Origin of the sequence: Psychrobacter urativorans (genome assembly GCF_904846695.1) — a bacterium.
In the GTDB taxonomy this organism is placed as follows: Bacteria; Pseudomonadota; Gammaproteobacteria; order Pseudomonadales; family Moraxellaceae; genus Psychrobacter; species Psychrobacter urativorans.
In genome coordinates this window covers 128,838-153,911 of sequence record NZ_CAJHBR010000005.1, presented here as the reverse complement: position 1 = coordinate 153,911, position 25,074 = coordinate 128,838, and the positions used below count along the sequence as shown (strand labels likewise).

The window sequence follows — 25,074 nt, the reverse complement described above, 5'->3', positions numbered from 1 at the left end:
TTATTGCTACACTCTTCAAAACCTAATTAGCCACAAATATTTCAGACAGTGAATAGACATCATGAAAGATACTGAGTTAATAAACCATTTATTTATCAGAACATATGACAGCCAGTTGGAAGGTCATACTCATGATTACCATCAAATTCTCATACCATTAATGGGTGACATTAGAATGATAATTGGTGATCAGGCTATTAAAGTTTCTTATGGAGAGGCTTTAGTTATTAGAAAAGGTGTTTATCATCAATTTCAGGCAAGAGAAGACTTTCGTTTTTTAGTAGCAAATATAGAGAATATCGAATTTCTACAGATGCCACTAGACGAGATTCATTTTGCAATGGACGAAAAAACGTTGTTATATATCTCTTTTGTTGAAAAGCAATTGATTTCTGCTCACAACCAAAAGATAGAAGGGATGATGTTTGAGTTATTAAAAGCCCTTTTTGGAAATATGCAGATGAGCAAACGATTAGATACTCGCTTAACTGCGGTCATTCATACTTTAAAAACGAATATTGCTACCAACCATACGGTGAAATCACTTGCTGAAATCGCCTGTCTGAGTGAGAGTCAGTTCAAATTCTTATTCAAAGAACATATTGGCTGTACGCCTAATGCTTATATTACCGACCTTCGTATGCAAGCTGCTCTTGGTCTCATCCTAAATACCGATACACCTATTACGATTGTGGCTGAGAGATGCGGTTACGATAACGTGTCTGCCTTCATACGTCGTTTTTCTACTGTCTATCATCAGACGCCGTATAGACTTCGCTGTCATAATCAGAATATGAAGCACCCAACAATCAGCTGATCAGCACATATTTCAATCTATTTTGGCAAACCTTTGAACGTCAACTTTATTATCATAGCCAGATGATATAAATATACGCTAGGTAAGGAATTGCCATTGAATATTCATAGCCAATCAAAGCAGGACATTGTAAATATTGCTGCACCTATAGGATTCTTAGCAATATGGAGTGGTGGTGCCATCTTTGCAAAAGTTGGTTTGCAATATACAGACTCTTGGAGCTTTTTATTTTTAAGATCAGCGATCGCTTTGTCACTACTTTTAGCCATATATCTAAAATCTACCCATAAAAAAATAGCTATCACTGAGATTAATAAAGATCAGCTCAAAGACATTATATTTTCAGGTCTGTTGCTACAGGTATTCTATTTAACGTTTTACTTCTCCGCTATTAATACGGGACTATCCCTCGGCATCATTATACTGGTGCTTGGTATACAGCCGATTATAACGTCACTACTAAGTGCAAACACGGTTAGCGTTAAAAACATTATCCTATTAGCATTTTGTTTTTCAGGCTTGGTTCTGTCCACACTAGGCTATCATAGCGTTGATAAAATCAATGTATCAGGTATCGTACTCTCCGTACTTGCATTACTCTCTATCACGTTTGGTACTATCGCTCAAGCCAAGGTTAAAACGCCTCCTATTTTAACGCTATTAATCCAGACTATATTTTCATTTTTGATATTCTCAATTGTGATTGTTTATCAAGGATTGTCTTTTGAAGTCAATGCTTACTCTTTGCTGTCATTGGTATGGATGGGCGCAGTGGTTTCCGTAGGGGCTTATTTATTATTGATGCTTATGCTCAAATATAGCTCCGCAGATAAAGTAAGCACTCTATTCTTTTTACTACCTTTGCTGACGATGATTTTGGAGAGTCTGGTCTTTGACACTACTTTGAGTACATTAACTATTTTTGGTGTCCTATTAGTCTGTGCAAGTTTGTTCATTTATCAGACTCAAAAATCTTCTTGAAATAGCAAATAATATATTTGAAAAACTGCATACCTAGAATGAGCTGACATTAAATCTTTGAAATTCGAGTAGGGAGCTTTTTAAAATGTGAATGGTCCTTTTTTAAGGCGGATAACTATCTCAGACTCTCACATACTGGGGTACGTCTAATCCAAATAGTGTCGAAATATTACAACATAATTGTTGTTTGCAATTCAGAGTTCCATAGACTGCATTTTGCTATTCAGCATCTCTTTTTTTAACCAATCTTTAAACAACACCTTTCTCTCATCTTCGTAAAAAGGGTGATAAGACCATAAGTGATAGGACGAGTTGTCTGCCACGGGAGGATGAATCAAGCCCCGACTTTTAGGAGGTCACCTGACAAATATTATTATTAGCAATTTGTAGTGCAAGCTTTATATAAGCAGGTTTAGATGGATTATCAATATAGCGTATTTATATTTTGATTAGTAATCAATATATCTATAAATGCTATCTGTAGACCCGTAATATTGTAGGTAATGGCATTTAGTAATAATTGACTCATAGATATAAATTAATTCTGTAGAAGTTTATTATTTCAAAATCACCTTGCCAGCCGCACCATCCATTCGATAGTCTTTAATGTCCCCGGCGATAACCAGATTAATGGCTTTCTCAATCTCATCAAGGGGAACGTTGAACCACTCTGTCGCATTGTAGAGGTTATCGTTTGCTGCTTTTAAGGATACTTTGACTCTTTGATCATAGAAGAAGGCATGCAGTACACCCTCCACGCTCCGAGCATTGGCATCATAGATCTGCCACTCAGCAATGATATCTACGGGCTGTTGCAAGAAAGCGGTATCCCTAATCGAATGTTTAGTGCGCGCCTCTCCTGTAAGGGTTGAGAAGCCAACTTTATGCAGGTGTTTATAGTGCGCTAAGTTGTTTGGCGTATCAGTCAGCTTAGCAACATAAATGACACCAGTAAGCTGTCGATCATCTCCGAAGTTTTTTGCTAATTCATCGTCCATCCAGCCAGGATCAGTAATTAATAATTGATAGCTGTTTTCATATTTATATTGAGCGGTAGCCAATGAGCGGATGAGCATATTGGACTCAGTACCGTTAGCAAATACCAAACGAAGTCGCTGCTGGTTACGCTCATTCTTTCGATTCTCTGCTTGGTATATATCTGCTACATAACATAAAATCCCGTTTAAGACGAAGACGCTGCCAATGCTGATGTCTTTCACTGATGAAAAGTTAGTTTTAGTAAAAGCCCCCGTTTGAATGGCTTGAGATATACGCTCAAAGGTTGCCTCAAACTTATAAAAGTCCTTACATTCAAAACGAGTTGCTATTTCTTCATCATCGTACTGGTCATAAGTAGTGCGAGAATTGAGCTGACTATCACTGACTAAGATTTCAGAATGAATGTTGTCAAAAATCCCTAGGTCATCGCTGTTAAAGATATCATCTAGACTATTAATAACAGGTGGCTCGCTAACAGCCTCGTTGATCGCCTTTTCAGACCCACCACTATTATTGCTCATACTCTTGCCTGAAAGTGTCGGTTTGCCGTCAGATAGGGTGGATGCAGTACGTTGAGCCGTTAGTAAACCATGCTTATCTAAAGCTAGCAGTTCTTGCGAGTTTGCGTGGTTGGTTTGTATGGTAGCTAATAGGCGAGCATTTATCTTTTCACTGATATCGTTGGCACTGCTACTAGGCACGCGTCCCTGTTGATCGATAAAAAGGTTGATAGTGTCAAACTGCTGCGCTAAAACGCTGTTATTCGCCAAGCTTTTGGTGACAGGCTTTATATCATCTAATAAACCGGTACTGTCATTAGAAAAGATATCTTCTAGTGTCTTGTACTCACGACTTTGATAGATCTCATCAAGTTTAATCATGACTATTGGCTTCTCGCTTGGCTTTTTGGTTTCTGACATAGGAGATGACTTCAGTCATACGTCGCTCGATAGCATCTTCTGAGTTTCTATTAGGCTGACGCCCTTTATTCTTGATAAACGCAACTATCTTTGGCCACATCAATACCGCTTCTGCCTCAGTGACGGTCGAACGGCTGGCATGCACGACGTCATTGATGGTCTGCAAGACTTCTTTATCGACGGTTCTAGAGAGGACTTCATACGCATCATGAAAGGGGTTGACTGATTTAACAAGGTCGATGGGAAGGTTGTTTACATTGACAAACTTGCTGCCAACCTTCACAAAGCCGTTGCTAGGATTTGAGTCATTGCTACTGCTTGATTTGGTTTTAGGGTTATATATTTTTGCGTCAGCTGGCAGGTGGCGCTCTTTAATAATGTCGTTTTCATTGAGCTGACTTTTTCGTTCAGCATTTAGATTAGCGATATCTACATACTCAGTGCCTTGCTTAATGAAACAGCGTTCATTTTCGATGATGGCATCTTCAGGAATATTCTTACCTTCAACCACGCCGCCTTGGCGGTTGATGGCCATATACTGCATGACGCCTTCTTGTACTTGCCGTACTTCATTGGCATCTAGTGATGGATACTTGCTACGAATAATACTTGGGATGACGGTATCGGATACAGCCTCGGTCTCGACGTTATTGGTTTCGGCGGCGATATACTTTTTTATATGATCTGCGTTCTGGCATAGCTGAGCCAATATCTCTTCACGGTCTTGGTTAAGTATATTCATCACTCGATCAGAGGGAGGATTGACAGTATCATCAATAATAATAGTACCTGCCGGCAAGTCGAGCGTCCCTAATATGTCTAGCTCACTACGACGTTTAAAGTTGATATTAGGTTTAAGTACTTGCTCCATAAGCAGCGATAAAGTAATGGCTTTTAATAACTCATTGACAGAGCTTGTTACCTCAGACTTATCCGCTTCTGGCTCAGCGATTAGATTGGTAAACTGAGCATGGTGTTTGCCCGCGCTGTCACGTGTTGAGCGTCCAATAATCTGCACTACCTCGGTTAGAGAGCCGCGATAGCCAATGGTTAATACGTGCTCACAATACTCCCAGTCAAAGCCCTCTTTTGCCATCCCAAGAGCTACGATGATATCCATCTGATCGCGAGAGGTAATATCAGCCAAGTAAGCCTGTGTATTCACTCGTATGGCGTCATCAGTGACTAGGTCTGCGAGTAGTAAGCGTCTGCCATCATGCGTACGTATGGTAATAACGCCAGTATTCTCATCACGAGATTCACTTTCACCGATAATATCTATAATACGACCAACAGTCTCATACTTGTCTGTCTCAGCGGTTAGGCTATTGACGTTAGGGATGTGAATGATGGTCTTTTTGCTAGTATCTAAGCATTCATCTAAGGCATCAAAAAATGACTTCTTATAAAAGTGATAGCCGAGTCCTAATGATTTTAGGTGCTCATAACCATTCAGCTGTTCGTAATAAGTGTAAGTTACCTTATCGAACTTTTCTTCATCGCTATCTGACAAGATAGGCACTGAGTCACCACGGAAATAAGAACCCGTCATTGCCACAATATGCGCGCTAGTCTGCGTCATAATGCTATCGAGTATGGCTCCCAAGCGGTTAGAGTCATCTGCTGATACATGATGGAATTCATCAAACCCCGATAATTATCATATTACCTAACAATTTAATAAACCCTTAGAAATAATTAAGAGCTATATCATACAACGATTTCGGAATTCTGAAGTCATAGAACTAGAGGTAATAAAAACCTTAAAGTATATTCTTCTGAGCAGACTGATACTATTAGTTTTACAGGTTTTTATACCTAAGATTTTCTGAGAACACAGTTTATTCAATCATTTAATCTATAATAATTTTTTAATAACATCCTCCTGACTCAGGTTGATACGTTTGCAGTATAAGGCTTCAATTTCATTTAAAGCATCTCGAAGTTGGCGCTGCGATACTTGAATGTATTGTAATGTCACATCATCGCTAGACTTCGCCTCACGATGATTTAGTAATCTTTTTAGTACAGGGTAGTTCACGTTTAAACTATTAGCCACTGTTCCAAATGTACGGCGCAAATCATGCGGTGTAATATACAAGCTAGCCTTTTCAGAGATAGCTTTGTAACTACCGCTTAAGTCTTTGACATGATCATTACTTCTTTTCAAGTCACTTGGGAACACCCATTCTTCACCACTACTGAGTCTTTTACGCTCTTTTAAAATAGCCTGTAGGATGTCACCTGTAGGCATGTGATAATCAGAACCGTTTTTTGTGGCCTTAAATACAATACGGCCTGCATCAAGATCAACATCCTCCCATCTTAATGTTTGGGCTTCATTTAAACGAACACCAGTAAACATGAACAGTAATAGTATGTCACGGGCATTATTACTGTAAGGTGCCTGCTTGAAAGAGCCACCATCCCTATGTTCAATTAGAGTTTGGAAGTATGTACCAAGGTATTCTTCCTCGACATGTCGAGTTCTAGGTTTGATTTTATTCCAGTCTTTTTTTGCATTCAGAATACGTATAGGCTGATCTTTGATGATATATTCTTCATTTTCATCTAAAAAACTATCCTGACAATAGTTCCAAACTGAGCGAAGAGCCCTCATAGTAGCATTAGCTTGTGCTTTACTATGCTTACTAATTTCCTTATGTTTTTCACTAACCATAGTTTTGGTAATATGGTTTAGGGACAGCTCAAGCCAATCACTAAGCCGACCCAGTATTTGCTGATCATATGTGTCGATAGTACGACTAGCAAGATTTGGCTTCATAGTTTTAAAGTACTCATACGCCTCTCTTAAAGTAGGCACGTCAGCGTTTGAAGGAGGTTGTTCAACTGGACCAGCTTGATAGCCATCATAAACATGCAAACCTTTCTTGATATTAACCATCATGGTACTGGCTTTTTCACGAGCTTCAGTCAAAGTGATTAAATGTGTCTCTTCTACTTCCTCTCTATAAAGCTTACCGTTGATTCGCTTATGTAGAGTATATTTTTTAGATTGCTTGCCTACTCTTAATGCGAAACCTGTCAATACTTCATCCATATAAATATCGGTACCATTTATTGCATACTTAACAGAGTCTACAAATCGCTTAGTGAGTTTAACTTTCATACTGGCCTCTTAATAGATCTTCTAATAGAACTATCATACGGTAATAGGCAGGGGAGGCAAAGTATCAAGATAGTATCAAAATTATTTTGTTACAGGTTTTGATACTGTGTGGATGATATAATTTATAGGCAAGAAAAAACCCTCACAGACTATGATCTGTAAGGGTTTTTAGTATTGGTACCGGTGGTCGGACTTGAACCGACACGCTTTTAAAGGCAACGGATTTTGAATCCGTCATGTCTACCAATTCCATCACACCGGCGTGTTAGGTAATAATGTCGTTGCTGCTTAACATTATTGAATTGGGCTACAGGGTTAACTGTATAGGTGGCGTATTATAGCAGGCTATTTTTAACCGTCAAGCTATTTTTATCACCTATTATTGATTTTCACAGCATTATTGTATAAAAGGTTTGTCAAAACAATATTTTAGCCAGTTTTTGATTAGCCTACAAAGGCACGCTCAATAACATAATCGGCTTGTACGCCCATACGTGGCGATAAAGTCAGACCAAAGCCATCTAGTATCTTGGCGACATCAGCATTGAACGGCATACTACCGCAAATCAATACACGGTCATCTTCTTTGTTAATAGGAGGTAGCCCTATGTCACTAAACAGCTTACCTGATTCCATTAAGTCAGTGATGCGTCCCGTATTGCGGAACTCTTCACGTGTGGTGGTTGGATAGTAAATGAATTTTTCGCGGTACCATTCACCAAACAGTTCATCATTAGGTAACTGCTCTTCGAACATCTCACGATAGGCCAAATCATCAACGTTACGTACAGCATGGACTAAGATGATTTTTTCAAAGCGCTCATAAACTTCAGGGTCACGAGCTAAAGACAAGAATGGCGCAAGGCCAGTACCCGTAGATAGCATATATAAGTGTTTGCCTGGTAACAGATCATCGAGTACTAACGTCCCTGTGGGCTTTTTACTAACCAACAGCTCGTCACCGACTTTGATGTGTTGCAAGCGTGAAGTGAGCGGACCGTTAGGTACTTTTATCGAAAAGAACTCTAAATGCTCTTCGTAATTGGGACTAGCAATTGAATAAGCACGTAACAGTGGTTTGCCATCAATGATCATACCGATCATCGCAAACTCGCCATTTCGAAAGCGCAAGCCATCATCACGAGTAGTCTTGATACTAAACAGAGAGTCATTCCAATGATGAACTTCGGTAACCGTTTCAGTGCGCAATTTTGACATAAAGTCCTCGTTACTGTTTATTTTTATAAAAATAGTATTATAAATGATTATAACGCTAGCTATAAAAAGCTATTTTTTTTAAATATTTAATCAAAAAAATGGCATTATAACCAGTCAAAGATTGGCTAAAAACTATCTGTATAGCCAATTATATAGATGCAAGTTATTCTCAATATATAATCTTGGCTATGATAACAAACTTTAAAGTAAAAATCCGCCTAACCAGCTAGCGCTAGCATGATAAAATAGAATAACGTTAGTAGATAATTATCTATGCTGGCTTAGTTGGTATCGATTGCTTAGGTTTTATAACCTTTTAATAGACTGTTTTCTCTGACATCCGAGGATTTTTTATGGCTAAGCAGCAAGGCTTTTGTAGATGAAATGTATTGATGAACAGCAATTAACTCATGTAGCGCCGATTATAGGCTATCACCGTGCGCCGCTATCGCAGAAGTTCGGTGCCCCGCGTCAGCCTAATTTAGTAGCCTTGCTTAGTGTCATTGAGATGCTCACCCCTTATGCTAATCCAGCAGCTTTTGCAGGCTTAGAGGCATTTAGCCATATTTGGCTCAGTTGGCAGTTTCATCATAATTATATCAATAAAAAAAGTGTCCATAACTCTGAGAAAGACCAGCAAACTAAAGCGGCGCCTGCTGCGGATAAACCTGCCTTTCGACCTCAAGTAAGACCTCCTAGACTCGGTGGCAACAAAAAGCTTGGCGTATTTGCCAGTCGCAGTATGTATCGTCCGTCAGGTTTAGGATTATCAGTAGTCAAGCTTGAGGCTATCGAAGTGCTTGAGGGTAGGGTGTTATTATTGATTAGTGGCGCTGATATGATCGACGGTACTCCGATCATCGATATCAAGCCTTATGTTAGTTATAGCGATGCCTATAGTGACGCTGCTAGTGGCTTTGCTCCAAGCGCTCCTGAATCATTGATAGTGACGATGTCTGAGCTAGCGGAGCAGCAGTTCGAAGCGCTTATTGATATAGAGCCGATAGATTGGGAAGATGAAACAGTGGCGGCTAAGGTTTATAGCTTACAGCAGCAATTAATAGCAGCTGATAAAGTATTAATAACAGCCTTGATAGCGCAAGATCCGCGGCCTGCTTATCGTCGTGAGGAGCTAAATAGTAGCTTTGTTATGCGTTATAAAGCCGTTGATATTAGCTTTACACAAATAGAATTGGGTACCTTACTGATTAATTCAGTCATAAAAGTCTACTAGATCATAGCTTTAAAGCGTGCAGGTTACTAACGTCGAAGCATTGTTGCATTGTTGCATTGTTGCATTGTTGCATTGCGGCGACAATACTAACCTTGATGCTAGTAATCAGCACTTATTTAACCTAGTCGATTGGCTAGTGTTACAGCGCTATTGAAAAATCGCTTTACTAAGGCAATAGTCATAACTTAACGACATTTTTAATTTATAACTTAAACACATTTATAGCTTGTAAAGATTTCCAATACATTTGCCCTAGCAAATTTAAATTTATATAGCATGACCAATATAACGAGAGTATCTATGTTTACTGATAGCCATTGCCATCTTAATCGTCTTAATCTAGAGAAATATGACGGTCAATTGTCCGGAGCGATTGCCGCTATGAAGGAGGCCAACGTCACCCGTGCGATGGCAGTCATGTGCGACTTTGCTGAGTATGATGAAATTGCCAATATCGTTAATACTTATAGCGACGACACACTGAACTTAGGGATGAGTGTTGGTATTCATCCTTGTGAGGATATTGCTGTATTGCAGTCTGCTACAGTTGAGCGGCTGATCGAGACTGCTAGTGGCGATCAAGTTTGGGCAATAGGTGAGACGGGGCTGGATTATTACTGGTCAACTGAAAATAAGCTAGCGCAGCAAGCTAGTCTAGCTCGTCACATTCAGGCAAGTCAGCACCTCAAAAAGCCGCTTATCATCCATATGCGTGATGCTAAAGACGACACTATCGATATCCTAAAAAGTGAGGGCGCTGAGCATGGCATTATTCACTGCTTCACTGAGGATTGGGATACTGCTAAACGTGCTTTGGACTTAGGGTTTTATATCTCGTTTTCAGGTATTGTAAGCTTTAAGAGTGCACAAATGATTCAAGACGCTGCCAGAAAAATGCCTAGAGATCGTTTGCTTATCGAGACCGACAGCCCTTATTTAGCGCCAGTACCTAAACGTGGCCGTCCCAATGAGCCAGCTTACGTACCGTATGTCGCCAGTTACTTAGCTGATATGTACGGCTGTAGCAGCGATGAGGTCGGAGAGTTGACTGCAAAAAACTTTGTAAATTTACTAGCGCAGTATCATTAAAATCGTTATGCTATGACCAGTCAGTCATTTGTTAAACAGGGTAATTGTGGATATAGACGGTACATTAAGTGGTCAAAAATAGTGGCCATAAGTGTGATGATCTACCCATTAAAAACCCTTAATTAATAAAATTTATTAACAAATGTAAGCACATTCAAACTTACGTAGTAGTAAGCACAATAGGGAAAATTCGTGCTTATTATTAGGCAGTTAAGATTGTGTGTTTAACCTTATTGGGTCTTAGGAGAAGTTATGAGTCGTCAGCACCAGTTCAAAGTACGCGAAGAAAGCATCTTAGCCATGGCTGAGCAGTTATTATTAGAATCTGGTAATGGTGATATCACTCTCGACAGTTTGGCGGATCAGCTAGATTTAGCTAAAGGTACTTTGTATAAGCATTTCTCTAGTAAAGACGAATTGTACTTACGTATTATTATTCGCTATGAAGAACAACTGTTTGTGATTAATCTTATCGATGACTGCCCTTCGGCAGGGGTGGCTAGAATGATTTTTCAGCAGCTACTCAATCCACAAAAAGCCATGTTGCTCAATCAGATAGAGGAACGTTTAGCCGCCTCTTCGACTGGTCTTAACCGTCTGTTTGGTGAGCTTTACGATATCCGTCGTCAGCGTATGAAACGTTTGATCGATATCATCAGCGCTCATCTAAAAGATAAGCACAGTAGTATGAGTACCAGAGATTATCTATCCTCTATTTGGGCGATGGGTCAAGGCGGTGCTGGCTTATTGAATTCTAGCTTTTATCAGCGCTACTTAGGGTGTCGTGAGACGCTACGCTATGCTCTGATTCAGCAGATGTTGGACTTACCAGGTCATTACCTAAGTAAAGATATTGATGAGAGTGCACTGGATGAGGATATGCAAGAGCTGGTCGAACAGATTGATACTGAATCAGAAGAACATCGCAATACTACTTATTAAAAAGTTAAACTTGTACGATTCGCTGCTATAACACTTCTTTATAATAGGTGCGCCATGCTGGTTACTCGCAAGATTATACCTCGTTTGGTGGTCACCTATTTTTTATGCTTACGCTGTTTATCACTACTAATTCATCTATTAAAGCGCAAACTATTGACCCCTCTGCTCAGCCATTACTCATCAAATAATCCTATCGCAGTCAACCCTTCCGCTACCAATCAACTATCGATAAGCCATTCTGTGCTACTAACTAGGCGACAGCCAACATTGTCACGCTCACAAGTAGGCTTTACCTTAGTCGAGATTATGGTAGTTGTCGTTATCCTATCGATATTTGCAGGCATGATGAGTCTATCCGTTGGCAGCAGCGACTCACGAAAAAACCGTGCTTTTTATGAGCACCTCACTGATTCGCTAAGCTACGTACGGCTACTGTCTGCCGAGCGTATGCAACCGATGGGATTAATCCTACAAGCGGATAAGCAAGGCCAAGTCACCCCCGTTATTGTCACCTTATCCAATCCTTATCTAAGCTATCAGCAAGCGGCTAACTCTACTGCTGACAGCGGCAAAAACTCGATGGAGCTCTCAGCAGATATTTCAGGGTTATCCGCCTCCGGTAATGAGCAATCCCCAACACCGAGCTGGACAGTTGAGCCAGAGGTGAGCTTGCCAACTATGCCTGTTGGGGTCAGTTTAAGCATTGCCAGTTTAGATAGCGCTGATAGCAATGAGGAGGAAGGGCGAGTGTTGCAGCCGTGGTTTACGGGTCAAACTGTACCGCAAGTTTTATGGTTTGGTACCGGACAGGCAACCCCTGTCACTATAGAGGTGCGTCATGATTCGCGCTTAGTAGGTGAGGTAATCACTATTTTACCTGATGGCAGCATGAGCGTTGGACAGGAGTCGTTATAGATGAGGCATTCTTTATCTAAGTCTCAAAGCGGCTTTACTTTAATAGAAGTGATGGTAGCGCTGGCTATCTTAGCGGTGGTTGCGGTAGCCGCTAGCCGTGCCAGTAGCGCTTATCTAAATTCAGTCGATACCCTGCGTACTCGGACCTTAGCGCACTTTGTGGCACAAAATGTAGCTGCCGACTTACGAATACAGCAGACAGTATTGACGGCTAATAGTACCCAAACTATCTCTTCGCAAGGGCGTGAGTGGCAAGTGGCGATGACTACTAATGCAGCTTTGGCTCCTGGCTTAACAGCGATCAATATCAGCATTGCGCCTATAGTAGATGGACAAACGCGTGCCCCCGTGACCGATATCGATGTGTTAATGAGCGATACTAATACTAATACTACTGGTAATAAGCAACGGCGGGGTCAATCGTGAGACAGCAGCGAGGCTTTACGCTATTGGAGCTGATGGTGGCGATGGTGATATTCGCAGCGCTTGCCATTTCTGGCTGGCAAGTATTCGACAGCGTTAACCGGGCTCGCGAGCGTGCCCAGCTACAAGCTGACAATCTAGCAGTACTGCAGTACGCTTATCTACAGTTACAGCAGGATATGGGTCAAGTCATCGCTTATCAAGCGGCTAGTAGCCAAAACAGTCAGGTTGCTAGTAACGCTAATAACGCTAATAACAATAACAATAACAATAACAATAATAGCAACAACAACGCTAATGACACTAACAACGATAATCCAGCAGCTGATGAACAGGCTGCCGCTATGCCTGAGCCATTTATGAGCTTGAGCAATGAGCAGGTTAGCTTTATGCGTTATGCTGATCCCGACCCACGCTATCAAACTAGCCCTAGCATCCAGCGTGTTGAGTATCTGCTCAGTGACCAGCGTTTGATACGTCGGCAATACACTAATAATGAAAAAGAAAGCATTGGCCTAGATAGCGTCTTGCTAGAAGGGGTGACAGAGGTAAGCTGGCAAGCGTATTTACCAGAGCCAGTGTCCAAGTTTCCGGATGCCGACAGTCGAAATAGCCCCAATGGCAATAATAGCTTAGGCCAAGCAAATAACACGTCTAATAAGCCTAAAGTACGGCTACTGCCTAGAGGGGTTAGTCTCAGTTTTACTTACCAACAGCTGCCTATCACTTGGCAATTTGCTTTAGCAGCACAGCCAGCGCCTAATACTAGCAAAGCCAAGAGCGATGATGTTAGCAATGGCAATGGCAGTAACAATAACAATAATAGTAATAACGGCAGCAATGACAACAACGATAACAATGGCAGTAATGGCAGTAATGGCAGTAATGGCAGTAATGGCAGTAATGGCAGCAACAGTGATGCTGTAAATAGACCAAGCGCTCAATAACTAGGAGAAGTGTATGCTTGCCTCAGCAAACTCTCAGCGTGGGGTTGCGCTACTGACGATATTGTTATTAGTCGTCAGCATCACTATTGTGGCAGGCTCAATGCTGGCTAGTCAAAAAGTGGCCATTCGTCGTAGTGGGCTGCTATTTAAGCAGGATCAATTATTACAAGATATAGAAGCCGGTCAACAGCTAGCGATGACGGCTATTCGCGCGGACAATAATCTAAATCAGACTGACAGCACGCAAGATGTTTGGGCGCAGCCACTACCACCCTTTGAGTTAGGCGGTCATAGTATCAGTGCTGAGCTGCGTGATGAGGCCAGTCGATTCAATATCAATAACTTGTATCATGACGGCGCTACTGATGACGCCGCCCTAGCAGTGTTTCAGCGTCTTTTGACTCAGCTAGCGCTAGAACCCGAGATAGCCATTGCCATATTGGACTGGCAAGATACGGATAGTGAAGTCTATAAAGATGGTGGTGATGAGGGCAGTGTGTATAGTCAGCAATCTCGTACAGCCGATCAGCGCTTGGCCAATCAGCCCTTTGTGAGTGTTGAGCAGTTAATAGAAGTACGTGGCATTGATGCTGAAGTGTTGGCCAAGCTACGTCCTTATGTCAGCGCCGTGCCTTATTACTTGCCGATCAACGTCAATACTGCCAGCCCAATTCTGCTTGCCGCTTTAATGGATGGTGCTACTAGCGAACAGCTGCGCAGCTTAACTGATAAGCGTAGCACGCAAGTGTTAGAGACTATAGCCGACCTTTGGCAGCTGCCTCCTTTGAGTACGCTTAGTGCCGAACAACAGCAAGCGCTAACGCCATTATTAGCCGTCGATAGCCAAGCCTTTATGGCGCTAATCACAGCTACTGATGGTGATGATCAACCGACGGCTAAGCAGCGCTTCGCTACGGTATTGATCAGCAAGACTATTGACGACAACTCTGCTGCTGTAAGCAATAACAATCCTAATGCCGATACGGCTGACAATAAAAAACCCAAACAAGTAACGGTTATCAGCCAGCGACTTTGGGCATTTCGGCCTAATTTTTAATGAGTGTATTTAATAAGGAGTAATATCAGAGGGGAAGGTTTTTAATATTGCTGTGATGACAGTCTCTATTGGTGATAATAGTCTCTATTTAAGTTTGGTATAGCGTGGGTATAAACCCACGCCATCATTAGGTTTTGTAGCAATATATTTAGGTATTTAGGTATTTAGGTATTTAGGTATTTAGGTATTTAAGTATTTAGCTACTTGATTATGATTTGCCAAGATGGGATTTATTACAAGCACCAGTCTCAGATACGGCAAGCTTTATTTCGTCCAGCAGACCTTTGTTTTCATCATTAGTATAGATTTGAGTTTTTGTTACTATATTTTTGATGCCTAGAGGATTTTTAATTTTGGCAGGTTATGATTACCGTAGAGCAGGCTGTTTGGGTCGCAAGCTCCCAGCGCTTTTATCTAAGGTTTAATCATTAATCATCGAGCAAAGTTTCTTCGCTAGATTTCCAGTTATAAGCCCCATAGAACAGCATCTGTGCTTGGCGGGTGCAATTGTGTAGCATCAATTGTTTGCGCTCTTCAATAGCGGTTATATCAGCTTCGTCATCATGCGCCTCAGAGTAAGTCAGCTCTAGCCAATCAATAATCCAAGAAAAGAACATGTTTATACCAGCTTCAGAGAGTAAGCGTAGATCATAATTATTGATATGAGCGAAAGCGGGTTGTAACGCCAAATCCTCAGCCAAAATTTCTGTATGCATCTTGATCAATTCACTAATCGCTTTACGTACAGACTCTGAGCCACCGAAGCGTTCGCTAACTAAAAACTGCCAATAACGTGGCTGCTCACTGACGGTCTGCAAGAACAGCTGAATACTTTTGGCAATTTGTCGATCGTAGCTGCGTTTTCGGCCAATTTGCAAGCCGTCACGTAAGGTTGCTAAAGTGTTACCCAATTCTTCAAGTACTAGCGCTTGACCCAGTGATTCCATATCGTCGAAATGTCGATAAAATGCGGTCGGTACTACGCCAACTTCGCGAGTTACTTGGCGTAAACTGATCGAGCTAAAGGCTTGACCAGTGATACACAAGTCTAATACTGCATTAAAAAATGCGTGCCGAGTTTGAAGTTTCTTTTGTTCACGACTACTCATAATCATTCAGAAATTGCCTAGTTAAGGGTCATCATACTCATTTCACTCTAAGAATACGAATAAAAACCACAGTTATCAGATAAAGAGCTTATTTATTTAAACCATTGTACCCCAATTACCCTGCAATTCTTGCGCCAACCGATAAGCTTCATGGTCATTCATCCCAGTGATAAAGTCCAAGATATTAAGAATGTTATGATAAGTATCTGCTGTCAATGAGCGCCGATGCTCATTAAGATGGGGCAATAATAAGCTTAACAAGCGCTGATGCTCAAAGGGTTTTGGGGCCTTGCTCACCGCTGTCCAAGCCAACGGCATAAAGGCATCTAGTAGCCGATGCAGACATTGATTAGCCATCAGTTCCATACGTACTTTGGTAGGATGGTTGAATATTTTTTCACGAGCCAACTGTTTGGCTTGCATAATACCGTTTTGAACAGGCGCATCGCAATGGTCAAATAAGCTGCCTTCTAGTGTTCCTGCCAGCATCGCTTCACTATTGGCGACGAAAGCATCAGTGACGGTATTGACTAGGCGCATCATAGCTCGGGCTCTGAGCGAGGCGAGACTCTGTCTTATTGAGACTTGGGTCGGTGCAGCAATAGCCTCAGGGCGCTCACCAATCAGCTCATAAAATATAGCCGCAACCTCCGGATAACTGAGCATATCTAGATGAATACCATCCTCCAAGTCTATTAGCGCATAACAAATATCATCCGCCGCTTCTAGTAAATAGGCAAGGGGGTGGCGACAAAAGCCGTCATGCTGCGAGGAGTAAGGCAATTGCAAGCAAGCGGCCAGTTGCTCCAACTGTTGCGCTTCACTAGCGAAGCAGCCGAATTTTTGTACGCTAATTATTTTACTATCCGCCTGATTGTCAGGGGATTTCCCAAGGTCATTATCAGCAGGGTTGTCACTGCTGTCAGAGCCGTTAGTAGATCGTACTAAGCTTTGGTCGGCCAGCCAAGGGTACTTCATAAACGCCCCTAAAGTTGCACAAGTTAGGCGCATGCCGCCCTTATCAGGGTGATGCTCGTTACTAACTAATAGTCGAAAGCCTTGCGCATTGCCCTCATAGTTGGTGATATCTAAACGCTGATTGGTAGTTAGTTTTTGCAATACGCTGTGGCGATCAGGATGCAAAAACCAATCTCGAATGGCGTACTCACCAGCATGACCAAAGGGTGGGTTGCCGATATCATGAGCTAGGCATGCCGCTTGTACTATGACGCCGACATCAGCTGGCGATACACCAGCTGGCAAGCCATTAGCGAGCTTGTTATGCAGTTTTTCAGCGGCCATCATACCTAATGAGCGACCAATACAAGACACTTCTAATGAATGAGTCAAACGGGTGTGAATGCCTAACTGGTTAGTCAAAGGGTGTACTTGGGTCTTTTGATTGAGCTGACGAAACGAGTGGGAAAAGACTAGACGATCATAGTCTTTATGAAACGAGGTACGAGCGCTGTCTTGTGCGGGCGCTTTTTTGTCACTGCCTAGGCGTTGAGCGTTGAATAATCGGGTCCAATGTTCAGCAGTATTTTTTGGCTTAGTGAATGGCGTGCTCATAGATTATTATCCCTTATTTATTATTGTTGTTTTAAAGCGGCTACCTAGCTATAGGCTGTTAAAGACTATAAACAATAGCGCTGGGTTAATGATACTAGCATTCACAGTCAGCCTACAGTACTGCTAACTATGTAAAGTGAGTTTACCTAAAATCATACGCTATAAGTTAATATTTAATGGCAACAGCACAATCCTAGACTAAAATAAAACCCATAAAAAAGCCAGCATCGAGGCTGGCTTTAGTTATAGGCTAAAGGGGTTAAAATAAGACGTTATATCATTGGTTTAAACGTTAAAGCGGAAATGCATCACATCGCCATCTTGCACGATATAAGTCTTGCCTTCTAAACGTGATTTGCCTGCAGCTGCTGCACCTTTTTCACCGTTATGTTCGATAAAGTCGTCATAAGCGATGACTTCAGCACGGATAAAGCCACGCTCAAAGTCAGTATGAATTACGCCAGCTGCTTGTGGTGCAGTGGCACCAACCGCTACAGTCCATGCCCGAACTTCTTTAACACCAGCGGTAAAGTAAGTTTGCATATCGAGTAGGTCGTAGCCGCCACGAATCACTTGGTCAAGACCAGCTTCTTCCATACCCATATCAGCCAAGAAGTCTTTTTTATCATCCTCGTCAAGTTGTGCAATTTCAGATTCAATTTGATTGCACAAAGCAATCACGATAGAGTCATCGCCAGTGGCATAATTGCGCACAGCGTCAAGATAAGGGTTATTCTCAAAACCATCTTCAGCAACGTTAGCGATATACATAGTAGGCTTAAGCGTTATTAAACCGTAGCTTCTGATAAGTTTTTTCTCATCGCTATCTAGGTTAGCGGTACGTGCTGCTTCACCTTCTGCTAATATAGGCTCAATTTTTTTGAACACATCTAGCATAGCTTGGGCGTCTTTATCGCCGCCCTTGGCTTTTTTGCCCAAGTTATGAATAGCCCGCTCAACCGCTTCTAGATCGGCCAATGCCAATTCAGTATTGATAGTTTCGATATCATCAATCGGGCTTACGCGACCATCGACGTGTACGACGTTATCATCATCGAAGCAACGTACCACATGGGCAATCGCATCGGTCTCACGGATATTAGCTAAGAACTGGTTGCCCATGCCTTCGCCTTTTGAGGCACCAGCGACTAAGCCTGCGATATCGACAAATTCCATAGTAGTCGGTAACACGCGCTCAGGCTTGACGATATCAGCCAATTTCTTTAAGCGTGGATCAGGTACTGGAACGATACCAGTGTTAGGATCTTTAGTACAAAAAGGAAAGTTTTCAGCGGCGATTCCCGCTTTGGTCAAGGCATTAAATAATGTAGATTTGCCCACGTTTGGTAAGCCGACGATACCGCAGTTAAAACCCATAATGGTCTCTCAAAGTAGTGATGAAGCAGTTAAATAATATAGAAAAAATTGGCGCTATTGTAGCAAAGTTTAGCTAATAAGGGGCGCATAGATATACTAATTTCTGAATAACGCCTTTAAAGTAATAATACATATCCAGAGGGAGCTAGGCGTAATCTGAAAGTCCAAATAAATGAGTATATAGCTAGGCAGGTTGCCCATTTGGCTAGGCAGAAAAATCCCAGCCGTATGCGAGCATTTGCAAAAATGACTAGCAATAGATTATACCACTCTAAATTATGGCTAAAAATAAAGCTCTATAAGGCTTTTATCAAGCAACAGTGGATAAAATTATTCACGGGAATACAACTATTAAAGCAAGCTAAGTCCAGCGTTATGGGTTAAAGATAAATAACTCCTTAATTCCAGCGTCTACTGCGTTACGGATTATCTGCTACTACACCAATGATGACCCCCATATCTTTTTTATCGTGTTTATCGATACTAGGGGCATAGAGAGCTGAGGCAATACCTCCATCCAAAAACAGCGCATTTGGGCATTGTAGCTGGTCTTTAAATAAACTGGCAAACTGATAGAATGAAACGGGCTCATCACTATTTACAAACTGCATACTGCCATCCGAACAAACCCCAACTCCATTGCGGAACTTTAGTGAAGTACCATCAGCATTAAACTTGGGATGAATCTCATTATTGATGACCAGCATAGGCCCTGACTGACTGGCATACCAAGGCTGTGCTTCCCCAGTTTTAAGCTGAGCACTCAAAGCATTACTTTCCGTAATCTGCACTTCCCCTTGTTTATTCCACCAAATCACCCCGTTCGGTAATAAGTGAAAGTTGCCGCCGCCGGGTTTTAGATTCAGTGACTTTATCTCTTTACCTTTAATCACAGTATAGCCAATCGGTGCATAATGCCCATTATACATTCCAGCATTCATGGCAAAGGCCAACTGTTGATTAGAGGGTAAAGTGGCCAGTAACTTATCAAAAGTAAGCAAGGGCTGATCGCTATCAGGTTGCTGCCAAAATAGCTGCAATGAATAATCAGAGCCTTTTAGAGCCGCCTTATCAAGGTGGCAGACACTATAACTAAAAGGCGAGTCCTTAATCTCACAAGACCAAGCACTTGATGAATCGGCTTTGTCTGAGCCACTAGGCTGACAAGCACTCAAGCTGAGCATCAATAAAGACATAACAGGAACAGTAAAAATAGAGCGTAGCATGAATAGTTTCCATTACACCTTAATAGCGACTAAGGCAAAGAGTAGAGGGGTTATAGCCGATACCGAATAAAATAGACATATAATCTGGTTAAAACAATCAAAGCCACGAAAGGTGATACAAATAGGGCGCATTAAATGATTAATACGCCCTAATAAATTTTTTCATAAGTGCTTTTAGCCGCGGTGTTAAAACGCTTTTAATAAAAGCTAAGACGCCGCTTCATTGACAAAAATTTATAGCACTTTTTTCGCAACAGCCTATTATCAGAGCGTTGGCAAGTCACGGAAGGTATGGTTTGCATTGCCAATCAATCTACCGTTATTATTTTCATCTACCACGCTATCATGAGAATCCAGAGTGGGCGCTTTGGTCTGTTTGCCTTTATCACGTGAGTCTTTGTTATAAGCAATCAAGGCATCGTTATCCGCTAAAAAGCTAGCAGGATTGGCCATAACCCACATTTGATTAAACACATCAGCGCGTGCACTATGATCTAACAGTGCGCCTTCATCAGTGAAATAAAAGAACTTCGACAGTAACTTGATTTGTCCATCATCTAAACGGCGCGCAATATGATAAGGCTGTAGCTGGCTTGGATGTTGTAATCCTACCGCACCAACGATACTGGCAAGCGACTTAACGGTATTTTTATGAAAGCTAGCCACACGCTCAGCTTTGCTAGGAACATCAAGTGCCTTTTGGCGATGCGGATCTTGAGTGGCAACCCCAGTTGGGCACGTATTAGTATGGCATGAGCGTGACTGAATACAGCCGACTGCGAACATAAAGCCACGTGCTGAATTACACCAGTCTGCCCCTAAAGCAATCATGCGTGCAATATCAAAACCTGAGACTATCTTGCCACTAACGCCAAGCTTGATCTTATCCCTAATACCAGCACCCACTAGAGTATTGTGCACTAGCAAAAAGCCGTCGACCATCGGCATGCCAATATTGTCCATAAACTCGACTGGAGCCGCACCCGTACCGCCTTCAGCGCCATCAACGACGATAAAGTCTGGATAGTTGTCCGCTTCAATCATCGCTTTGACGATAGCCATAAACTGCCAAGGCTGTCCGATGCACAGCTTAAAGCCTACTGGCTTGCCCCCTGATAATTCACGCAACTGCTGCCAAAAAGCAACCAACTCACGCGGATTATTAAAAGCGGTATGAGTGGCTGGAGAAACACAATCCTGACCAAGTGGTACTTGGCGAGTATCAGCAATCTCTTGGGTAATCTTCTCGGATGGCAATACGCCACCTTTACCAGGCTTTGCGCCTTGCGATAGTTTGATCTCAATCATTTTTACTTGTGGATCGACAGCTTTTTCTGCAAACGATTGCGGGCTAAAATGACCATCAGCATCACGGCAACCGAAATAACCAGTCCCTAATTCCCAAATCAAATCCCCACCGAATTTACGATGATAAGGACTGATAGCCCCTTCGCCAGTATCATGAGTAAAGCCGCCCAGTTTTGCGCCTTGGTTAAGCGCCATAATGGCATTAGCCGATAGACTACCAAAGCTCATCGCTGAGATATTAAACACTGACATATCATGAGGCTGCTGGCAACGCTCACCACCCACGCTAATACGGAAGTCGGTATTCTTTAACGGCTGACTAACTGCTGACTGCAAGAACCATTCTTTACCATGAGCATATAAGTCATCTAAAGTACCAAAAGCATTAGTGTCACTGACGTTTTTAGCGCGTTGGTACACTAAGGCACGTTGCTGGCGTGAGAAAGGAACTTGTTCTTTATCATCCTCTAACAAATACTGACGAATCTCAGGACGAAAATCCTCAAGCACGTAGCGAATATGACCGGCCACAGGGTAGTTGCTCAAAATGGCATGCTTAGACTGTATCAAGTCATAAATGCCTAGCGCTACGCCAAAGCCCCCAATGATGATGAGCCACCATTTGAGCAGTAATATCCCAGCTAAAAATAGTAAGATAGCGGCGCCAAAAGTGCTATAACGCAGTAGCAAACCGACCATATAAGGAGAGTCTTGTTTGGGCTTAGGATTAGGATTAGTACGAGATTGGGGCATGGCAAGGCTCGGCTCAGCAATGAGAATTTGGAAGAGTAAAAACGCAATAAAAACCCCGCAATAGCAGGATTGATCGCTGCTAAAGTCAGAGTCGACATTATACCCTTATAATATCATGGCTAAGCAAGAATTGAGTAACGGCTTGCTAATATAGTAAAGCGCTGTTCAGCAGAATCACTTGATTCGACCAGCTGACTGTATACTTGATACTTGCTCATCAGGCAGCAAGGCTATAGCTAATCTCACTAGCAGATAACTTGCACTAGTATTTGATTATCCGCCAAAGTCTCAAAAGTAATCTTAACTGGCAAAAACTGCTCAATCAGCCAAGCTTGGGTTTCGGTGTGCTGACTAATAACTCTAGCGCTAAATTTGCCGCCACCAGCTAGTGCTAACGGTAATAGTAGCTGATCGGTTAAATGTTCATCGACTAAGGCCTCGCTGGTAGACAAATAACGTTTAACCAATCCGGCTAAGCGCTTACCCATTTTTTCAGCAGAAGTACGCTTTTCTCCGAGCAAAGTAAATACTTCGTGATGTAGATTATGGCTTTGCTGGTATTGAAGATATGGATAGGTTGGCTGGCCTGCTTGAGCATCAGTTGTTGTAGGTGTATTTTTAAGTTGGTGAGTGACGATGGTATAACAGCTATTACCTTCACCGACACCTTGTAGCTTATTAGACTGAGTAGTTATAAGTCCATCATAAATACCTGCTTCGATGAGGGCTGCTTTGCTACTGGCAAGCTCACGAGTACAGATATCATAATCGAGATTAAGGATGCTGGCAATCAGCTCAATGTGCAGTAGTTTGTCACGCTCAGTTAGCTCAAAAGCTGCAGTATCGGCACGGCGCATAAAGGGGCTTATGGTAGCGGTTATCACTCCGCCACCGACCGGCGCAAAACCTGCTTGTAATAATTGGATATCGACTTGCATGCCTAATTTAGCCAATGCTGGCAAGAATGCTTGGGTCAAAAAATCGGTAGTCGGGGCCAACGGATTATGAGTACCCCCTTTGATAGTGACGGTCGATTTTGCGCTACTATCGCTATTGGCGAACAATAGAGCCGGGAGTAAGGTTTGTAGGACTAAGGTGGTGCTACCTGCTGAACCAATATCGAACTGATAGTTGCCCGCCTTGACAGCATTAGGCGTAAAGCTAAAAGCCGTACTGCCTAAATGCGCACCTGTCACTTTGGCATCTGATATCTGTTGCGAGGCTTGCAGACATACTAAATGCTGACGCATCAAACCAGATTTGGCGCGACCTGCGCGAATATGAGTAATCTCAATAGGTATGCCGGTCAGCATGGATAGCGATAGGGCAGTACGGATAATTTGTCCACCGCCTTCACCTGTGCTACCGTCGATTTTTAGGGTTTTATTTTTAGCTGTGGTCATAATGATTTTCTTTATTATTTGATGATATCTATAGCATGAGTATAAAATTTTTATAGGATAATGAAGAGTATTGAAAATAAATTGAAACCTGAGAGCTGTTAAAACAAAGCACTGCTTTGTTAAGCTTGCAAGGAAAATTCTTTAAATAGAATTTCCAGAGGTAACCTCAATAAATAAATTGAAAACGACTGTCAGTGTCTGGTAGTAAGGTCTAAAGTGTACCTTGTGAGCTGTGACGTGTACGGGGCATTAATAGTAAAAAATACGTCTGCCCGCAACGTGTAGCAGCCACTGCAGTATATTTTCAACCCCCTGCTGTGGAGATGTGGGGTCTGACACTCGCTCAGTCGTTTCCAAAGCGGTAGTCTATGCTGTTAAAAGTGGGCATAGAAAATTCTAAAATATAAGGTTTAAAATAGTGGTTGAATGGATGAGAGTAGGCTGGGTTTTTAACCCAGCTTCAAGGCTCTGCAAGATTAAAATGCTGGGTTAAAAACCCAGCCTACGACAACTCTCAACGTTATTCAATAAGGTCAATCTGCCAGTTATTGGCTTGAATGACAATATTAATCTTACGTAACTTCATGGCGATATCATCGGCTTGCTTTTGTAAACTGGCGACTGATATCATCACATGCCATTTGATCTCACGAGGGCTATAACGATCCGCCTCAGTTTGTGTCGCTTCAATGGCGTCAAGCAACAGCTTATGGCGCAGCTCTAAAGTATCGCGCTCAACCAGTAGCGTCAGCATCGATTGACCTTTATCGGTCTTAGCAATGGCATTGGTACGGTGAATACGTTCAATCAATACTGACAATTCGGTAATAATTTGGCTGGCATCGATCATTAGCGCATTAGGATCTTCACTCGGCGTATCGCCTTCTTGAACCCTTACGTTGGCTTTGATACGACCTTTTAGCTGAGCCAGCTTCTTTTGCATATCGCTACGGATAAGTAGGGCTTCGGCTAGTTTCATTTGCGTTCTCTCTTATTTTTCAAAAACTTGTTCATGAATTGATGTAAGAAATGCTTCAATTTGATTTATTGTTTCATTAATATAATCGTCTTTAATTCTTATTTCATTGAACATATTCAGTGATAAGTTTGGTTCGTTTTTAATGATTCTATCAATTTTCTCTCTATCACTTTTCCCTGAATTATGAACAATACTATTCCGAATTAAATTTAAATTTTTGATGCTTGCCCATTCAGAATTTATTTTATTAAAGTCTACACCCACTATCTTATCTAGATACAATCTTGCACGAGTAATTCCTTTTCCTTCTAAATCAGTATATTCAACTTGATAGCTGTTTAGTTTGTGAAGACATCCACATAAATGATTTAGAAAAGACTCTAAATAAGAGTAGAGTGTCACTAAGCAAGATTTCCTGTGAATATCTATATGGTGAAGTTCGATATTGTAGTACTCATTATATAACTCGTTGAATTCATCAAAGTCTACGTTGAGAATTGAGTCTTGCTTCTCTTTAATTGTATTCTTATCAGTATAAAATTTTGTCTCAATTTCTTTGAAATACTGTTTAAAATTAGATAAATCGACTATAAATTTACCTCCTAATCCAATTCTTAATAAATTTCTATTCAACATAAATTCATCCTTATAATATTAAAAAATTAACAAACTTTT

At 41.7% G+C, this 25,074-nt stretch carries 21 protein-coding genes and 1 tRNA gene; 9 read left to right on the top strand and 13 right to left on the bottom strand.

Translation table 11 applies throughout. From position 1 onward, the window contains the following. Positions 1-61 precede the first annotated feature (61 nt). Both JMY09_RS05720 and JMY09_RS05715 read left to right on the top strand, forming a co-directional pair. The gene (locus JMY09_RS05720; RefSeq protein WP_201622635.1) at positions 62-817 is read left to right on the top strand and encodes an AraC family transcriptional regulator; all 756 of its coding nucleotides are present in this window, start codon (positions 62-64) and stop codon (positions 815-817) included. 96 nt (positions 818-913) lie between these two features. Then, positions 914-1,798, top strand: coding sequence for a DMT family transporter (locus tag JMY09_RS05715; RefSeq protein ID WP_201622634.1), 885 nt, complete (start codon positions 914-916; stop codon positions 1,796-1,798). Between the two features lie 557 nt (positions 1,799-2,355). Here the strand turns inward: JMY09_RS05715 and JMY09_RS05710 are convergent. The 5 genes from JMY09_RS05710 to JMY09_RS05690 form a co-directional block, all read right to left on the bottom strand. Continuing rightward, positions 2,356-3,717, bottom strand: coding sequence for a GIY-YIG nuclease family protein (locus tag JMY09_RS05710; RefSeq protein WP_201622633.1), 1,362 nt, complete (start codon positions 3,715-3,717; stop codon positions 2,356-2,358). After that, positions 3,671-5,299 (bottom strand): DEAD/DEAH box helicase, encoded by a 1,629-nt coding sequence (locus tag JMY09_RS05705; protein WP_201622632.1) that lies wholly within the window; start codon positions 5,297-5,299, stop codon positions 3,671-3,673. The genes JMY09_RS05710 and JMY09_RS05705 overlap by 47 nt, the downstream gene beginning before the upstream one ends. A gap of 276 nt (positions 5,300-5,575) precedes the next feature. Then, positions 5,576-6,847 (bottom strand): tyrosine-type recombinase/integrase, encoded by a 1,272-nt coding sequence (locus tag JMY09_RS05700; protein WP_201622631.1) that lies wholly within the window; start codon positions 6,845-6,847, stop codon positions 5,576-5,578. 175 nt (positions 6,848-7,022) lie between these two features. Then, positions 7,023-7,109 (bottom strand) — tRNA-Leu (locus tag JMY09_RS05695). 182 nt (positions 7,110-7,291) lie between these two features. After that, positions 7,292-8,065, bottom strand: a complete 774-nt coding sequence (locus JMY09_RS05690; protein ID WP_201622630.1) for a ferredoxin--NADP reductase — start codon at positions 8,063-8,065, stop codon at positions 7,292-7,294. A gap of 379 nt (positions 8,066-8,444) precedes the next feature. Between JMY09_RS05690 and JMY09_RS05685 the strand changes: the two genes are divergently transcribed. The 7 genes from JMY09_RS05685 to gspK all read left to right on the top strand — a co-directional run bounded on the left by JMY09_RS05685 (position 8,445) and on the right by gspK (position 14,672). Beyond that, on the top strand, positions 8,445-9,299 hold the full coding sequence (locus JMY09_RS05685; RefSeq protein WP_201622629.1) for an SAM-dependent methyltransferase: 855 nt from the start codon (positions 8,445-8,447) through the stop codon (positions 9,297-9,299). A 300-nt stretch (positions 9,300-9,599) separates the two neighbouring features. Further along, on the top strand, positions 9,600-10,388 hold the full coding sequence (locus JMY09_RS05680) for a TatD family hydrolase (protein WP_201622628.1): 789 nt from the start codon (positions 9,600-9,602) through the stop codon (positions 10,386-10,388). A 252-nt stretch (positions 10,389-10,640) separates the two neighbouring features. Then, complete coding sequence (locus tag JMY09_RS05675) at positions 10,641-11,330, top strand: TetR/AcrR family transcriptional regulator (RefSeq protein WP_201622627.1); 690 nt, start codon at positions 10,641-10,643, stop codon at positions 11,328-11,330. 54 nt (positions 11,331-11,384) lie between these two features. Next, positions 11,385-12,245 (top strand): type II secretion system protein, encoded by an 861-nt coding sequence (locus tag JMY09_RS05670; protein WP_201622626.1) that lies wholly within the window; start codon positions 11,385-11,387, stop codon positions 12,243-12,245. Next, positions 12,246-12,671, top strand: coding sequence for a type II secretion system minor pseudopilin GspI (gene gspI, locus JMY09_RS05665; protein ID WP_201622625.1), 426 nt, complete (start codon positions 12,246-12,248; stop codon positions 12,669-12,671). After that, a complete protein-coding gene (locus tag JMY09_RS05660; RefSeq protein WP_201622624.1) occupies positions 12,668-13,615 on the top strand; it encodes a type II secretion system protein GspJ in 948 nt (315 codons plus the stop codon). Before gspI ends, JMY09_RS05660 begins: the two co-directional genes overlap by 4 nt. 13 nt (positions 13,616-13,628) lie before the next feature. Then, entirely contained in the window at positions 13,629-14,672 is a 1,044-nt protein-coding gene (gene gspK, locus JMY09_RS05655; protein WP_201622623.1) for a type II secretion system minor pseudopilin GspK, read from the top strand. A 428-nt stretch (positions 14,673-15,100) separates the two neighbouring features. On the opposite strand, the gene JMY09_RS05650 is transcribed toward gspK, so the two are convergent. The 8 genes from JMY09_RS05650 to JMY09_RS05615 form a co-directional block, all read right to left on the bottom strand. Beyond that, entirely contained in the window at positions 15,101-15,781 is a 681-nt protein-coding gene (locus JMY09_RS05650; protein ID WP_201622622.1) for a TetR family transcriptional regulator, read from the bottom strand. 96 nt (positions 15,782-15,877) lie between these two features. Further along, the gene (locus JMY09_RS05645) at positions 15,878-17,353 is read right to left on the bottom strand and encodes a deoxyguanosinetriphosphate triphosphohydrolase (protein WP_201622621.1); all 1,476 of its coding nucleotides are present in this window, start codon (positions 17,351-17,353) and stop codon (positions 15,878-15,880) included. A 285-nt stretch (positions 17,354-17,638) separates the two neighbouring features. Continuing rightward, positions 17,639-18,730 (bottom strand): redox-regulated ATPase YchF, encoded by a 1,092-nt coding sequence (gene ychF / locus JMY09_RS05640; RefSeq protein WP_201622620.1) that lies wholly within the window; start codon positions 18,728-18,730, stop codon positions 17,639-17,641. 419 nt (positions 18,731-19,149) lie between these two features. Continuing rightward, positions 19,150-19,956 (bottom strand): phosphodiester glycosidase family protein, encoded by an 807-nt coding sequence (locus JMY09_RS05635; protein WP_201622619.1) that lies wholly within the window; start codon positions 19,954-19,956, stop codon positions 19,150-19,152. A 264-nt stretch (positions 19,957-20,220) separates the two neighbouring features. Then, on the bottom strand, positions 20,221-22,017 hold the full coding sequence (locus JMY09_RS05630; protein ID WP_201622618.1) for an FMN-binding glutamate synthase family protein: 1,797 nt from the start codon (positions 22,015-22,017) through the stop codon (positions 20,221-20,223). 245 nt (positions 22,018-22,262) lie between these two features. After that, the gene (gene rtcA / locus JMY09_RS05625) at positions 22,263-23,420 is read right to left on the bottom strand and encodes an RNA 3'-terminal phosphate cyclase (protein WP_201622617.1); all 1,158 of its coding nucleotides are present in this window, start codon (positions 23,418-23,420) and stop codon (positions 22,263-22,265) included. 520 nt (positions 23,421-23,940) lie between these two features. Then, the gene (locus tag JMY09_RS05620) at positions 23,941-24,399 is read right to left on the bottom strand and encodes a DIP1984 family protein (RefSeq protein ID WP_201622616.1); all 459 of its coding nucleotides are present in this window, start codon (positions 24,397-24,399) and stop codon (positions 23,941-23,943) included. Positions 24,400-24,411: 12 nt separating this feature from the next. Beyond that, positions 24,412-25,035, bottom strand: coding sequence for a hypothetical protein (locus tag JMY09_RS05615; protein WP_201622615.1), 624 nt, complete (start codon positions 25,033-25,035; stop codon positions 24,412-24,414). Between the last annotated feature and the right edge of the window lie 39 nt (positions 25,036-25,074).